This is a genomic window from Cypionkella aquatica (assembly GCF_030161095.1).
Taxonomy (GTDB): Bacteria; Pseudomonadota; Alphaproteobacteria; order Rhodobacterales; family Rhodobacteraceae; genus Cypionkella; species Cypionkella aquatica.
On the sequence record NZ_BSPP01000011.1, the window covers coordinates 255,694 to 269,792 of the forward strand.

Genomic DNA, 14,099 nt, shown 5'->3' on the forward strand with positions numbered 1-14,099 from the left:
AATCGTGCCGGAATTTCTCAAATTCCGGGGCGCTTGGGTCAAGCGCCCCGCAACAGTTCACGCCGCCAATGCTCAGCCGCGACGGCCGCGCCGCTCGCGCTTCGGATCACCAGAGGTATCGCCCGTGCCATCAGAGGCCGAGGAAAACGCCCCCAGCTTGGCGGTGATCTCTTCAGGCGAGGGCAGCGGCCCTTTCGGGGTATTCTCCAACGCCGCGCGCATCGCTTTCAGATGCTCTGGCATCGTGCCACAGCAGCCGCCGATGATCCGCACACCCGCATCGCGCGCCAGCACCGCATATTCGCCCATCAACTGGGGGGTGCCGTCGTAATGGATATGGCCGTCGTGATATTTCGGGATGCCGGCATTGCCCTTGGCGATCAGGGGCCGAGCCGAGCCCGTGGCGGCAAAACCCAGCACGGTCCGCATCAGATCAGACGCGCCAACACCGCAGTTCGCGCCAAAGGCAATTGGCGGGTTGGCGAGTTTCTCGACCATTTCGGCCATCGCCGCCGAAGTCGTCCCCATCATCGTCCGGCCCGCCGTATCAAAGCTCATCGTGCCGCACCACGGCATCCCCGCCAAAGCCGCAGCCTCGGCCGCAGCGGCGTATTCCTCGGGGGCGGAGATGGTTTCCACCCAGAGCACATCCGCGCCGCCTTCTTTCAGTCCCTCGGCTTGTTCATGAAACATCTCAACCGCCGCGCGATGCGTCAGCGTGCCCATCGGCTCAAAAATCTCACCCGTCGGCCCGACAGAGCCTGCAACCACAACCACGCGCCCTGAGGCATCGGCAATTTCGCGGCCCAAGGCAGCACCGATACGGTTCAACTCGCGCACCCGGCCCTGCGCGCCATGCAACTTCAGGCGGCTGGCGTTGCCGCCAAAGGTGTTGGTCAGGAAAATATCCGACCCGGCATTGACCGCATTGCGATAGAGGCTGCGGATATTGTCGGGCTTGTCAGTGTTCCAGAACTCTGGCGGCTCGCCCGATTCCAAACCCATATTGAACAGGTTGGTGCCTGTTGCCCCATCGGCCATCAGCCAATCGCGGCTGGCAAGCAATTTGGAAAGCGCGTCTTGGGACATGGGCGACCTCGTCTGTTCAAGTTGAATCTGTGTTTGCCACGCGCGCCACGGCGAGGCAAATCTATATTCTGCATAACATTATGTGGTGGACCACAACTGCCGCCCACAGCTGGCATGCGCATGAAAAAGGCCGCCGCCGATCCGGCAGCGGCCCGAAAGCATCACCGAAAACGGGCTTACAGCTCGGTCATAAGCTGCGATTTGGCGACGGGCAGCAACTCGGCCATCTTGGCGCGCACGGCATCGGCGCTCGACAGGCTGCCCAGATCGGCTGCAACCTTGCGCACTACATCCTCGATACCGGCCTCTTCAAAGTCGGCGCTGACCACCGACATCGCATATTCCGCCGCATCGTCGCCGGTTTTGCCCAGCAATCCCGCCGCCCAAAGCCCGGTCAGCTTGTTGCGCCGCGCTTCGGCGCGGAACTGCATATCGGCATCATGGGCGAATTTGGTTTCAAATGCATTTTCGCGGTCGTCATAACTGGTCATAGCTGGCCCTCTGGGTCATGGAACATTGCCTTCCATATGCCCATGCCGCGCCCGCCGTTCAAGATAAAAAGCCACTCCGGCGGCTGCGGCTTATGCGCCGCAGACCTTGCCCCCACCCCCGCCTTGTCATATAGGCTCGTAAAAAAGGGCAGGGGTGGCGCAGCCGCCCCCGTTTCCTATTGGCATCGGAGCATCCATGGCGCGCAGGAAGAAGGTTTACGAGGGCAAGGCGAAGATCCTGTATGAAGGACCGGAACCGGGCACTCTGATCCAGTATTTCAAAGACGACAGCGCGCCAACCGCAGCCGAGGCAGCACCTGCGGCGGTAGAGGGCAAAGGTGTTTTGAACAACCGCTTGTCAGAGTTTTTCATGGCCGGGCTTAACGCCATTGGTGTGCCGACGCATTTCATCCGCCGGGTGAATATGCGCGAACAACTGGTGCGGATGGCGGAAATCATCCCGCTGGAAGTCGTGGTGCGCAATTTCGCGGCGGGCGAAATCTCGACCAGACTTGGCATCCCCGAAGGCACGCCACTGCCGCGCCCGATTGTCGAGTATTATCTGAAAGACGACCGTCTGACCCTGCCAATGGTCGCCGAAGAACATATTGTCGCCTTCGGCTGGGCCACCCAGCAAGACCTTGATGACATGATCGCTTTGGCGTTGCGGGTGAATGATTTCATGTCCGGCGTGATGCTGGGCGTTGGCATCCGTCTTGCCGATTTCCGCATCGAGATCGGCCGGATCTGGGAAGGCGACTATATGCGTCTGATCGTCGCCGATGAAATCAGCCCCGACTCTTGCCGGTTGTGGGATTTGCGCGGTCTGGTGGATCGCGGCGACGGCCAGCCGATCCCCGAGCCGGGGCCGCTTGCCGATGTCTACACCGAACTCGCGCGGCGCTTGGGCGTGTTGCCGTCGAACGTCACGCACACGGTCAAGCCAACCCTGATCAACTAAGCAAATCACCACCCCCACGCCCGCTTGGTCATCCTCTCTGCACAAGTATCCTCGGGGTCTGGGGGCGAGCCCCCAGCTTGCGAGCTGCATCCACAGCCAAGCTTCCACCCTTGTCGAACAAACCAGAGCAGGCTAAGGGAGCCTCACCTCAAACCTGCGGAGATTGCTATGAAAGCGCGCGTCACAGTCATGTTGAAATCCGGCGTTCTCGATGTGCAGGGCGAGGCCGTGCGCCACGCACTTGGCACGCTTGGCTTTGCGGGCGTGAATGGGGTCCGGCAAGGCAAGGTGATCGAGTTGGATCTGGCCGAAACCGATGCTGCAGCAGCCGAGGTTGCCGTCAAAGCGATGTGCGAAAAGCTGTTGTCGAACACCGTGATCGAAAGCTACCGCGTCGAGTTGCTCTAATCCCTAAGCCACTGCGGCGCATCTTAAGATTTTTGGCATATCTTAAGATTTGATGAATCATCGCCTGCAAGCCATTGATTTTGCTTGCATGCAATTTTGTCCACGCGTGGACACGCCGCAACCTCGCCCGCAAAAGCGATTTTCGCGCGAAAATCGTGCACGGAATTCGCGCGAATTCCGCCCTGCCCGAATGGCGGTTTCTACTGGCAGCCGGGCGCGGATTGCGCTAATCGCGGGCTATCCAAATCCTTCGGAGTGCCGCCCATGAAAGCCGCCGTCGTCACCTTTCCCGGATCAAACTGTGATCGCGACCTTGCCGTGGCCTTTGAAAGCGCGGGGTTTGAGGTCTCGCGGGTCTGGCACAAGGACAGCACTCTTCCAGCGGGCACCGACGTGGTGGGGGTTCCGGGCGGTTTTTCGTTCGGTGATTATCTGCGCTGCGGTGCCATCGCCGCGCAATCGCCGATTGCTGCCGCGATCCGCAGCCACGCCAGCCGCGGCGGCTATGTGCTGGGGGTCTGCAACGGCTTTCAGGTGCTGACCGAGATGCAGCTGTTGCCGGGCGCATTGATGCGCAATGCCGGGTTGAAATTCATCTGCAAGACCGTCGGCCTGAACGTGATCACCACCGACAGCGCCTTCACGAGCGCCTATGCCAAAGGCCAGCAGATCGCCGTGCCTGTGGCGCATCACGACGGCAATTACACCATTGATGCTGAAGGTCTCGCCGCCTTGCGCGCCGAAGATCGCATCGCCTTCACCTATACTCAAAACCCCAACGGCGCTGCCGCCGACATTGCAGGCGTGCTTTCCGCCAATCGCCGCGTGCTTGGCATGATGCCGCACCCCGAGCGGGTGGTGGATGCCCGCGCCGGGGGCACTGATGGTGCGGCGCTGTTTGCCAGCCTGATGGGCGGGATGGCGCTGGTTTAAGCCGCTTTGGCTTGAGGCCCCCTTCGGGCAGGCTTAATGTCGCGCCATGCAAAGCCGCAGCCGTTCCAAACGTTTGAGCGAAACCTCGCCTGGGAAATCCTGGCGCATCAGGCTTGCCGCGACGCTTTTGATCATGCTTGCCGTGGGGGTGGTGCTGGTCACCAACCGCTGGCTGTCCGAGCGATTCACCGAAACCACCCGCAACCGGGCCGAACTGCGATTGGCGCTGTATTCCGGCAACATGCTGTCCGAAGTGCAGCGCACGTCCGTGGTGCCGTTGCTGCTGGCCGATGATCCGGCGATTCGCGACAGCTTGCGCAAAAATCTGTTCGCCAACACCACCTTGCGCCTGATCGAGGTGCAAAAGGAAATCGGCGTCGCATCCATCTTGCTGCTGGACAAAGATGGTTTGGCGGTCGGATCGACCAACCGCAATTTGCTGGGGTCGGCGCACCGCTCGGAAAGTTATTTCGTCGATGCGATCCGCACCAAAGATACGGTGTTTTCGGTCACCGCCCGCGATGGCGGTGCATTTGATTTCAGCTATGCGCGTGTGATCGAGGCCGATGGTCAGGTGCTGGGCGTGATCGTGGTGGCCGTCGATATGATGAAGCACGAGCGGGCTTGGGCAGGCTTGCAGGATGCGGTGCTGGTGGCCAATTCGGAAGGCACGGTGATTTTGGCGACCGAGTCATCGTGGCGCAGCAAACCGCTGGGTGAGGCGCTGACCCCGACCGACAAGCCTTCTGCTTTGGACCGCGCGCTGAAAGGCGCCGCCGACTGGGCGCAGAACCCACCCGATGCCTATGTCTCTGGTGAGGCCGTGCTGCGCACCGAAGCGCGGGTGCCGTTTCAGGGTTGGAAGATGGTGACCTTCACCGCCTACGATTCGGTACGCGAGCGGGTGAACGGCGTGATTGCCTTGGAAATCATGGGCTTTGCCATCCTTGCCGCTTTGACGTTTTACGTCTTGTCGCGCCGGGCTTGGTCGCAATCGGTGTCGTTCCAACGCGAATCTGCCGAATTGCGGCTGCTGAACGCACGGCTTTCCCGCGAGATTGCGGAGCGCGAAAAAGTGCAGAAAACGCTGGAAGTGGCCGAGCTGACGCTTGCGCAATCCTCGAAACTCGCGGCTTTGGGCGAAATGTCGGCGGCGGTCAGTCACGAGTTGAACCAGCCATTGGCGGCGATGAAAACCTATCTGGCGGGCGCGCGATTGCTGTTGCAGCGCAAACGCCCGGATGAAGCCTTGTCGTCGTTCCAGCGCATTGACGATCTGATCGACCGCATGGGCGCGATCACCCGTCAGCTGAAATCCTACGCGCGCAAAGGTGGCGAAGCCTTCGAGCCTGTCGATCTGCGCGCCTGTGTGTCTTCGGCTTTGGCGATGATGGAACCGCAACTGAAGCAGCGCGTTGTAAAGATAACCCGCACCGTGCCGCGCCAACCCGTGATGGTGATGGCCGATCGGTTGCGATTGGAGCAGGTGATCATCAACTTGTTGAGAAACGCGCTGGATGCCACCAAAGATATGCTTGATCCGCAAATCGACCTGTTGTTGACCATGGGGGAAACAGCGACTTTGGCAGTGCGCGACAACGGCACTGGCATCGGCGATATCGGCTCGATCTTTGAGCCGTTCTACACGACCAAAAAACCGGGTGAGGGCGTTGGCCTTGGTCTGGCGATTTCATCGGGCATTGTGACCGATCTGGGCGGGCGTCTGACGGCGCATAACGCCACAGGCGGCGGTGCAGTGTTTGAAGTACAACTGCCCTTGTTGGGCAAAGAAGCAAAAGCAGCGGAATGAGGGTTTCATGGCACGGGCAATGAAAGTGGCGATTGTGGACGATGAGGCAGATATGCGCGCCTCGATCAGCCAGTGGCTGGCCCTGTCAGGGTTTGATACGGAAACTTATGCCAGCGCTGAAGAAGCCCTGAAGGTGCTGGGGCCGGAATGGCCGGGCGTCGTGGTGTCTGATATCAAGATGCCGGGCATGGATGGCATGGCGTTTCTAAAGCGGTTGATGGGGATGGATTCCGGGCTTCCGGTCATCCTGATCACGGGCCATGGCGATGTGCCGATGGCGGTTGAGGCGATGCGGGTCGGTGCTTATGATTTCCTTGAAAAGCCGTTCAACCCGGATCGGATGACTGAACTTGCCAAACGCGCGACGATGGCGCGGCGGCTGACGCTGGACAACCGTGCTTTGCGTAAAGAGCTGTCGGATGGTTCGATCCTGATGAAGAAGCTGGTCGGCGCCAGCCCCGCGATGGAACGGCTGCGTGAGGATATTCTTGATCTGGGTCAAGCCGATAGCCATGTGTTGATTGATGGCGAAACCGGCACCGGCAAGACTTTGGTGGCGCATGCTTTGCATGCGGTTGGCCCGCGCGGATCAAAGAAGTTCGTGACGGTATCTTGTGCGGCTTGGGGGGAAGACCAGCTCGCGGCCAAGTTGTTTGGCCCTTCGGATGATGGCAACCTGCCGTTGGTGGAAGAAGCCCGCGGTGGCACTTTGTGCCTTGAGGATATCGAGGCACTGAGCCATCCGTTGCAATCGCGCCTGCTGACTTTGATCAACGAGCAAGGCACGCCGCCCGAAACCCGCATCATCGCGATCTGCAATGAACACGCGCCCAACAAGACGCTGGAAGACGTGTTGCGCTCGGATCTGTTTTATCGTTTGGGGGCGATGACGATCATTTGTCCGCCGCTGCGCGCGCGCGGCGAGGATATTCTGACGCTGTTCACCCGCTCGTCAGAGCAGTTTGCCGAAGAATACGGCTGCGACGCGCCGCAGGTGACTGCACAAGAGGCCGCACAGTTGTTGCAAGCGCCATGGCCCGGCAACGTCCGGCAACTGGTCAATATCGCGGAGCGCGCGGTGCTGCAGAATCGGCGCGGTTCGGGTTCAATCGCCAGCCTTTTGATGGCCGATAACGAGGCTTCTGGCCCGGCGCTGACCACCGAAGGCAAGCCGCTGAAAGACTATGTCGAGGCGTTTGAACGCATGCTGATCGACAATACCATGCGGCGCCACAAAGGCTCTATCACCGGGGTGATGGACGAGTTGTGCCTGCCACGCCGGACCCTGAACGAAAAGATGGCCAAGTATGGCTTGCAGCGGCAGGATTATGTGTAGTCTGTGGTTCGACCCAAGCTATGCCTGCGCGGTGGGGTTAATCCCCACCCAATGCTGCCGATCTGACGTAAATCACCCATTGTCATAGCTGGCTGTTTCCCGTTAGGGTTACAGTCAGGTGACAGCATGTCGCCACGGAATTCTCTGCCCCGATGATCTGGCGCTATATGCGCGCCGAAAGCCGGGGTGGTCGGATCGGTCGCAAGGCCGGATTATTGCCCGTAAGTGACTGATAAAACAGAAACAAACCGGGCTTTTTAAGGTGGGCGCGCGCAAGCGGCCCAAACGTGAACCGCGATGATGTGCGCGACATTGGCAAGTCAAGGCGAGGGGTGCCCACCGGGCACAGCCCGCCTGTTTGCGTTGCGCGCAGCCGCCCGAACAAGCCGCCTCTCTATGGGAAATAACCCCTCCGGTCCGCCGGGGGGCATTTTGCATGACGGGCGCAATGGATTGATATGTCAAAGAAAATGCTTATCGACGCCACCCATGCCGAGGAGACTCGGGTTGTTGTGGTCGATGGAAACAAGGTCGAAGAATTCGATTTTGAAACCGTAAACAAGCGCCAGCTTGCCGGAAATATCTACCTTGCCAAAGTCACGCGGGTAGAGCCTTCGCTGCAAGCGGCTTTTGTCGATTACGGCGGCAACCGCCACGGCTTTCTTGCCTTTGCCGAAATCCACCCGGATTATTACCAGATCCCGGTTGCCGACCGCAAAGCCCTGCTGGATGAAGAGCGCGCCTATAACCGCGCGCAGGATGAAGAAGATAACCGCCGCGCGCGCCCGCGCCCGCAATCCAAACCGCAACAGCGTCCGCGCGCTGAAACCGTTGAAGGCGACGCGGTGCAGGTTGCTGAAATCAGCAGCATGGATGTGGTTGATCTTGGGGATGAAACCGGGGCAGACGCATTGGTGCAATCTGCGCCCGCCGATGTGGTCGAGCAGCCGCACCATGGCCACGACCACCATGATCACAGCCACAGCCACGACGTAGTTTCGGCAGACAGCGACGACGCTGAACCTGCGTTCCGCTCGATCGACCACGCATCGGATACCGATGACGAGATTGAATCCATCGCCGAAGAAGACGTGTCGGAAGAAATCTCTGCCCCGCGCAAACCTCGGGCGCGACGTTACAAAATCCAGGAAGTGGTGAAGGTTCGCCAGATCATGCTGGTGCAGGTGGTCAAGGAAGAACGCGGCAACAAGGGGGCTGCGCTGACCACTTATCTGTCGCTCGCCGGCCGTTATTGCGTGCTGATGCCGAACACCGCGCGCGGTGGTGGGATTTCCCGCAAGATCACCCAAGCCGCCGACCGCAAGAAGCTGAAAGAGATCGCGACCGAGATCGAAGTGCCGGAAGGCGCGGGTCTGATCATTCGGACGGCGGGTGCCAAACGCACCAAGCCCGAGATCAAGCGCGATTACGAATATCTGATGCGGTTGTGGGAACAGATCCGCGAATTGACCCTCAAGTCGATTGCTCCGGCTGCGATCTACGAGGAAGGCAACCTGATCAAGCGCACGATCCGCGACCTTTACAGCCGCGAGATTGACGAAATTCTGGTTGAAGGCGAGGCGGGCTATCGCACCGCGAAAGACTTCATGCGGATGATCATGCCAAGCCACGCGAAATCTGTGGTGCGCTATGATGAACAAACCCCGCTGTTCGCAAAATATCAGGTCGAAAGCTACCTTGGCGGCATGTTCAACCCAACCGTGCAGCTGAAATCAGGCGGCTACATCGTCATCGGTATCACCGAGGCCTTGGTTGCCATCGACGTGAACTCGGGCCGCGCCACCAAAGAGGGGTCCATCGAGGACACCGCTTTGAAGACTAACCTTGAGGCCGCCGAAGAAGTTGCGCGTCAGTTGCGTCTGCGCGATCTCGCCGGCCTGATCGTGATCGACTTCATCGACATGGAAGAGCGTCGCAACAACGCCGCCGTCGAGAAGAAGCTGAAAGACAAGCTGAAAACCGACCGCGCGCGGATCCAAGTAGGGCGGATTTCTGGCTTTGGCCTGATGGAAATGTCGCGTCAGCGCTTGCGTCCGGGGATGCTGGAAAGCACCACGCAGCCTTGCTCGCATTGCCACGGCACGGGTTTGATCCGCTCGGACGACAGCCTTGGTCTGCAAGTTTTGCGCGCCTTGGAAGAAGAAGGCACCCGCAAACGCAGCAAAGAAGTGCTGCTGCGCGCCCCGATTGGCATTGTGAACTTCCTGATCAACGGCAAGCGCGAGCATATCGCGCTGATCGAGGCCCGCTATGGCATGGCGGTACGGATCGAATGTGATCCGTTGATGATCTCTCCCGATTTCTCGATTGAGAAATTCAAAACCGCGACCCGCGTGGTGCCGGAAGTGTCCTCGGTGATTTCGGGCAATGCTTCGCTGATGGGCGCGCCGGTCGCCGAAGAAGAAGACGATGATATCATCGACGACGTGGATGATGTTGAAGAGGCCGAAGTTGTCGAAGTGGTGGCGGTGCCTGTCGCTTCTGCCGCTGCTGCTGCGGCAACTGGCGATGGCACTGGCAAAAAGCGCCGCCGTCGGCGTCGCCGCAAAAAGCCGGGCCAACCGGGAGAGGCCAATGCAGCGCCGGGTGGCGAAGGCGAAGATGGCGACGAGGATGATGGCGACGACGAGGCAGGCGATGACACCGCCCGCGAAGGTGTAGCGGATTCTGCAACCGTCATCGCGCAACCTGCCGCCGAAGCTGTGGCCGAGGTTCCTGTGAAAAAGCCGACCCGCACCCGCGCCCCGCGTGGCAGCAAATCAGCTGCAACCTCACCTGAAGCCGCTGCACCTGAAGCCGTGGTCGAGACGGTGAAACCTGCCAGCCGCACCCGCAGTCGTGGCGCAAAATCTGCGCAAGTGGCTGAAGTGGCTGTCGAAACGGCGGCGGAAGCCGTGGTTTCGGATGCTCCGGCGTCGCCAGACGAAAAGCCGAAAGCGACCCGCAGCCGCACCAGCCGCGCCAAGCCAAAAGCGGAAGCTGTGGTTGAAGCGGCACCCGAAGTCGTGGTTGAAGCGCCGCCGGTTGTTGAAGCCTCAGCACCGCAGGCGGAACCCGCTGCGCCGACGTTGGAACCTGCAGTGGCCCCGGCCGCGACAAGCGCGCAACCAGAACTCAGCCAAAGCAGTGATGCGGTCGAGCCTGCGGAAGAAGACGGCCCACCGAAACCGAAAAAACGCGGTTGGTGGTCTTTGGGCCGCTAAACCATTGGGGCGGCGGGGAAACCTGCCGCCCTTTTCATATCCCGCGCCGGATCAGATGGGCATGACCACCTGCAACCTCGCAAGCCTCCAGATAATCGTGCCCAGCCTCCACACAGAAATGCGGCAGATCAATCGCCGCCATTCTGTCGCTTGCCAGCACCCGCAAAACCTCGCCCGGCTGCATGCCAAGCAACCGCTTGCGGGCCCGCAAAACCGGCAGGGGGCACAACAATCCCAGGCAATCCAACTCCACATTCCAATTCATCGACGTCACCCCATCCTCTGTGCGCAAATATCCCCGCCGCCGGTCTATAGGCCAGCCCAAAATGCCGCACCAAGACGTGATGCGCGCGGGCGTGACCTTTGCGATCCACCGCGCTAGACCTGAGAAAACGGAGTCCCCATGTTCGGCATCGACATCTTTGACGCAAGCCTGCTTCCGGCCATTCTGGTCGCCCTCGTGGCGGGGATCCTGTCTTTCCTGTCGCCTTGCGTGCTGCCGATTGTGCCGCCCTATCTGGCCTATATGTCCGGTATTTCGGTGTCCGAGATGAAAACTGGCCGCTCACCTTTGCTGGCTGCGCTGTTTTTCGTGCTGGGTCTATCCACGGTTTTCCTGCTCCTTGGCCTTGCGGCCTCGGCGTTCGGTGCGTTTTTCTTGGGCAATGCCAACATGTTCGCCACGATCGCCGGGGTGGTGGTGATGATATTCGGGGCGCATTTCATCGGCATTTATCGTATCGGCTTTCTGGATCGCGAGATGCGTTTGGATGCAGGCGATCAAGGCGGATCGGCCTTCGGCGCTTATGTTCTGGGCCTGGCCTTTGCCTTTGGCTGGACCCCTTGCATTGGCCCGCAGCTGGGCGCGATCCTGTCGCTAGCAGCACAAGAGGGCAATGTCGCCCGTGGCATGACCCTTCTGGGCGTCTATGCGGCGGGCCTTGGCATCCCCTTCCTGCTGGTTGCCGCGTTTTTCGCCCGCTTGCAGCCGTTCGTCTCTTTCATGAAGCGTCATGCCGAGCGGATTGAGAAAATCATGGGCCTGCTGCTGTGGACAATCGGCCTGCTGATGCTGACGGGGGGCTTTTCATCCTTCTCGTATTGGCTGCTGGAGAACGTGCCGTTTCTGGCAAGCTTGGGCTAGTTTCGCCCTTAGAATCGCCCGATTCCTCTGCCATGATGCTGCCAACAGGGCAGAGGCAGTATGGAACCGATCACCGAAGTGGCACAGACCGATCAGCGCGTGCGCCGCCGGCGGGTGTTCTATATCCCCGGCTATGATCCGTTTCATCCGCGCCGCTACCGTGAACTTTACCGCAAGGAAGGTGAGGCACAGGCGCAGATTTCCGGCTATGAGCTTGGTTTGAAACCGAAAAAAACAGGCGGCGCTTATGGTTGGCATGTCACGACCAACATCAAGGAGGTTGTGACTGACGCAGATGTCGAAGTTCTGGTCTGGTCCGATATCGTCAAAACCTCGATGTCGCGCGGAATTTTGGCGACATATGCACAACTGGTTCGCACAGCCTACGCCTATATCGCGTCCGGGGCGCTGTTCCGGCTGGCGGGTCTGCGCAAGGGGCCGATGATCGCGGCGCTTTATCCGTTCGTGTTCCTGCTGGTGCAGCTTTTTCTGGCGATTTTGGCGGGTTGGGGCGTGGGAATGTTGGTTTCTGCTGTCCACCCGGTTTTGGGTTGGGCGGCGGGTCTGGGCGTGCTTTGGGCGGTTCTGCGTGCGTTTAAGCGCTGGGATAACAAGGTGTTCGCCTATTATCTGATGCATGATTACGCCTATTCTGCCCAAGCTGGCGGTGCGAACCCACCCGAACTTGAGGCCCGAATGACCGCGTTTCGGCTTTCCATCCGCGCGGCTTTGAGCGCCGGATTTGACGAGGTTCTGGTGGTCGGCCATTCTTCAGGCGCGCATCTGTCGGTGTCGATTCTGGCTGATCTTTTGCGCGAAGGATTGCCGCAAGACACTGCAAAAATTGGATTTTTGTCGCTGGGCCAAGTCGTGCCGATGGTGTCTTTTCTGCCAAAAGCCCGGCGTTTGCGGGCTGATCTGCACTATCTGGCCGCGCAGGATCGACTGGTTTGGGTCGATGTGACCGCCCCCGGCGATGGCTGCGCCTTTGCTTTGTGCGACCCTGTTGCGGTGACGGGAGTGGCTCCCGAGGCCAAGGTTTGGCCATTGGTGATCTCGGCCGCCTTCACGCAAACTTTGTCACCTGCACGTTGGAAAGCGTTGCGATGGAAGTTTTTTCGTCTGCATTTTCAATACCTTTGCGCTTTTGATCGCCCCGGCCACTATGATTATTTCCAGATCACGGCAGGGCCGTTGAGCTTGGCAGATCGCTACCGCGACCGAGCGGCCTCGAAAAGTCGGATCGAACGGCCCGCTTCTGGTTATCGGGATATGGCATGATCCCGCCAAAACCACAGCCGCGCGCAGACAAGGTTTCTTTGCTGCAATACCTGCGGTTGTTTCGGGCGGACATTCTTTCGGCGCAACCTGCGCGGCTGTATCGGGCTTGGATGGCGGTGTTTAAGACCCCGTTTTTCCACAGCTATTTGTGCAACGATCCTGCTTTGGTAAACCGCGTTCTGGTCGAGCGGCCCGATGATTTTCCGAAATCCAACCGCATCCGGGAGGGGCTTAACCCTTTGCTCGGAAACTCGGTTTTCGTGACCAACGGCGAGGTTTGGCGGCGGCAGCGCCGCATTATTGACCCCGCATTTGAGGGGGGGCGGTTGCGCGACACCTTTCCGGCGATATGGGCGGCGGGGCTGGCTGCGGTGGCGCGGATGCCTGTGGGCGAGGTCGAGGTTGAAGCGGAGATGAGCCATGCGGCGGCGGATGTGATCTTTCGCACGTTGTTCTCAATCCCGATCGAACACGAGGTGGCATCGGCAGTTTTTGCCGAATTTCGCACCTATCAACGCACGCAACCTATTCTAAACATTGCGGCTTTTCTGCCATTGCCTGCTTGGGTGCCGCGGTTTCACAAGTCTGCCACAAAGCGGTCAGCCGCGGTTATTCGGGCACTGATCCGGCGGTTGACAGAGGCGCGGGCGGCGGAGATTGCGGCGGGTTTGGCGCCGGATGATCTGGCGACCAAGATCATGACCACCGCCGATCCGCAGACCGGGCAACGGTTTGATACCGAGGAAATGGTTGATCAGGTTGCGATTTTCTTCCTTGCGGGCCATGAAACCAGTGCCTCGGCTTTATCTTGGGCCTTGTTGATGTTGGCGATGGACCCCGACACGCAGGAAAAGGTCGCCGCCGAGGCGCAGGCTTTGGGCGAAGCACCTGAATTTGCTGCACTTTCCAAGATGCGTTTCACCCGCGATGTGTTCCGCGAAGTGCTGCGGCTGTATCCGCCGGTGCCGATGATGGTGCGCGAGAACGCAGAGCCCGAGGTGATGCGCGGCCGCAATGTCGCCCGCGGCGCGCAGATTGTGCTGAGCCCTTGGCACCTGCATCGCCATGAACGGATCTGGGACAGGCCCGATGAATTTGACCCAAGCCGTTGGCAAACCGAGGAAAATCGCGCCTGCGCCCGCGATGCCTATATGCCGTTTTCGGCGGGGCCACGGGTTTGCACCGGGGCTGGGTTTGCGATGGTAGAAGGGGTCTTGCTGCTGGCCCAACTGGCGCGAACGTTTCGCTTTGAATGTGTGGCCGGGCGGGAAGCGGTGCCTGTGGCGCATTTGACGGTGCGGGCACGCGATGGGATTTGGCTGCGGATTTCCCGGCGTGAGCTAAGCGCTTGAGAACGCATCGTTAATCGTCGACTTTATGAAAGATTAACGACCCAGAAAGCGGCCATATTCCGTATGGAAA

12 protein-coding genes are annotated in these 14,099 nt (G+C 59.8%); 9 read left to right on the forward strand and 3 right to left on the reverse strand.

The window, feature by feature from the left end; all coding sequences use genetic code 11:
• Nucleotides 1-72: 72 nt before the first annotated feature.
• Complete coding sequence (bmt, locus tag QQJ98_RS16650; protein WP_284326490.1) at nucleotides 73-1,089, reverse strand: betaine--homocysteine S-methyltransferase; 1,017 nt, start codon at nucleotides 1,087-1,089, stop codon at nucleotides 73-75.
• A 176-nt stretch (nucleotides 1,090-1,265) separates the two neighbouring features.
• Nucleotides 1,266-1,580, reverse strand: a complete 315-nt coding sequence (locus tag QQJ98_RS16655; protein ID WP_284326491.1) for a DUF1476 domain-containing protein — start codon at nucleotides 1,578-1,580, stop codon at nucleotides 1,266-1,268.
• A gap of 196 nt (nucleotides 1,581-1,776) precedes the next feature.
• Here QQJ98_RS16655 and QQJ98_RS16660 point away from each other — a divergent pair, with 196 nt between their 5' ends.
• The 6 genes from QQJ98_RS16660 (at nucleotide 1,777) to QQJ98_RS16685 (ending at nucleotide 10,252) form a co-directional block, all read left to right on the forward strand.
• On the forward strand, nucleotides 1,777-2,541 hold the full coding sequence (locus QQJ98_RS16660; RefSeq protein WP_284326492.1) for a phosphoribosylaminoimidazolesuccinocarboxamide synthase: 765 nt from the start codon (nucleotides 1,777-1,779) through the stop codon (nucleotides 2,539-2,541).
• A 168-nt stretch (nucleotides 2,542-2,709) separates the two neighbouring features.
• Nucleotides 2,710-2,949, forward strand: a complete 240-nt coding sequence (purS, locus tag QQJ98_RS16665) for a phosphoribosylformylglycinamidine synthase subunit PurS (protein ID WP_284326493.1) — start codon at nucleotides 2,710-2,712, stop codon at nucleotides 2,947-2,949.
• 264 nt (nucleotides 2,950-3,213) lie between these two features.
• Nucleotides 3,214-3,882, forward strand: a complete 669-nt coding sequence (purQ, locus tag QQJ98_RS16670; RefSeq protein WP_284326494.1) for a phosphoribosylformylglycinamidine synthase subunit PurQ — start codon at nucleotides 3,214-3,216, stop codon at nucleotides 3,880-3,882.
• Between the two features lie 133 nt (nucleotides 3,883-4,015).
• The gene (locus QQJ98_RS16675) at nucleotides 4,016-5,692 is read left to right on the forward strand and encodes a sensor histidine kinase (protein ID WP_431307830.1); all 1,677 of its coding nucleotides are present in this window, start codon (nucleotides 4,016-4,018) and stop codon (nucleotides 5,690-5,692) included.
• A 7-nt stretch (nucleotides 5,693-5,699) separates the two neighbouring features.
• The gene (locus QQJ98_RS16680; RefSeq protein WP_284326496.1) at nucleotides 5,700-7,028 is read left to right on the forward strand and encodes a sigma-54-dependent transcriptional regulator; all 1,329 of its coding nucleotides are present in this window, start codon (nucleotides 5,700-5,702) and stop codon (nucleotides 7,026-7,028) included.
• A 458-nt stretch (nucleotides 7,029-7,486) separates the two neighbouring features.
• Nucleotides 7,487-10,252 (forward strand): Rne/Rng family ribonuclease, encoded by a 2,766-nt coding sequence (locus QQJ98_RS16685; RefSeq protein WP_284326497.1) that lies wholly within the window; start codon nucleotides 7,487-7,489, stop codon nucleotides 10,250-10,252.
• A gap of 34 nt (nucleotides 10,253-10,286) precedes the next feature.
• Here the strand turns inward: QQJ98_RS16685 and QQJ98_RS16690 are convergent, their stop codons facing one another.
• A complete protein-coding gene (locus QQJ98_RS16690) occupies nucleotides 10,287-10,517 on the reverse strand; it encodes a sulfurtransferase TusA family protein (RefSeq protein WP_284326498.1) in 231 nt (76 codons plus the stop codon).
• 138 nt (nucleotides 10,518-10,655) lie between these two features.
• Here QQJ98_RS16690 and QQJ98_RS16695 point away from each other — a divergent pair, with 138 nt between their 5' ends.
• From QQJ98_RS16695 to QQJ98_RS16705, 3 genes are read left to right on the forward strand one after another with little or no spacing between them, the layout of a single operon-like run.
• Nucleotides 10,656-11,396 carry a cytochrome c biogenesis CcdA family protein gene (locus QQJ98_RS16695; RefSeq protein WP_284326499.1) on the forward strand — a complete coding sequence of 247 codons (741 nt, stop codon included), beginning with the start codon at nucleotides 10,656-10,658 and terminating at the stop codon, nucleotides 11,394-11,396.
• A gap of 60 nt (nucleotides 11,397-11,456) precedes the next feature.
• The gene (locus QQJ98_RS16700) at nucleotides 11,457-12,677 is read left to right on the forward strand and encodes a hypothetical protein (protein WP_284326500.1); all 1,221 of its coding nucleotides are present in this window, start codon (nucleotides 11,457-11,459) and stop codon (nucleotides 12,675-12,677) included.
• The gene (locus QQJ98_RS16705) at nucleotides 12,674-14,029 is read left to right on the forward strand and encodes a cytochrome P450 (protein WP_284326501.1); all 1,356 of its coding nucleotides are present in this window, start codon (nucleotides 12,674-12,676) and stop codon (nucleotides 14,027-14,029) included. Before QQJ98_RS16700 ends, QQJ98_RS16705 begins: the two co-directional genes overlap by 4 nt.
• Nucleotides 14,030-14,099 lie beyond the last annotated feature (70 nt).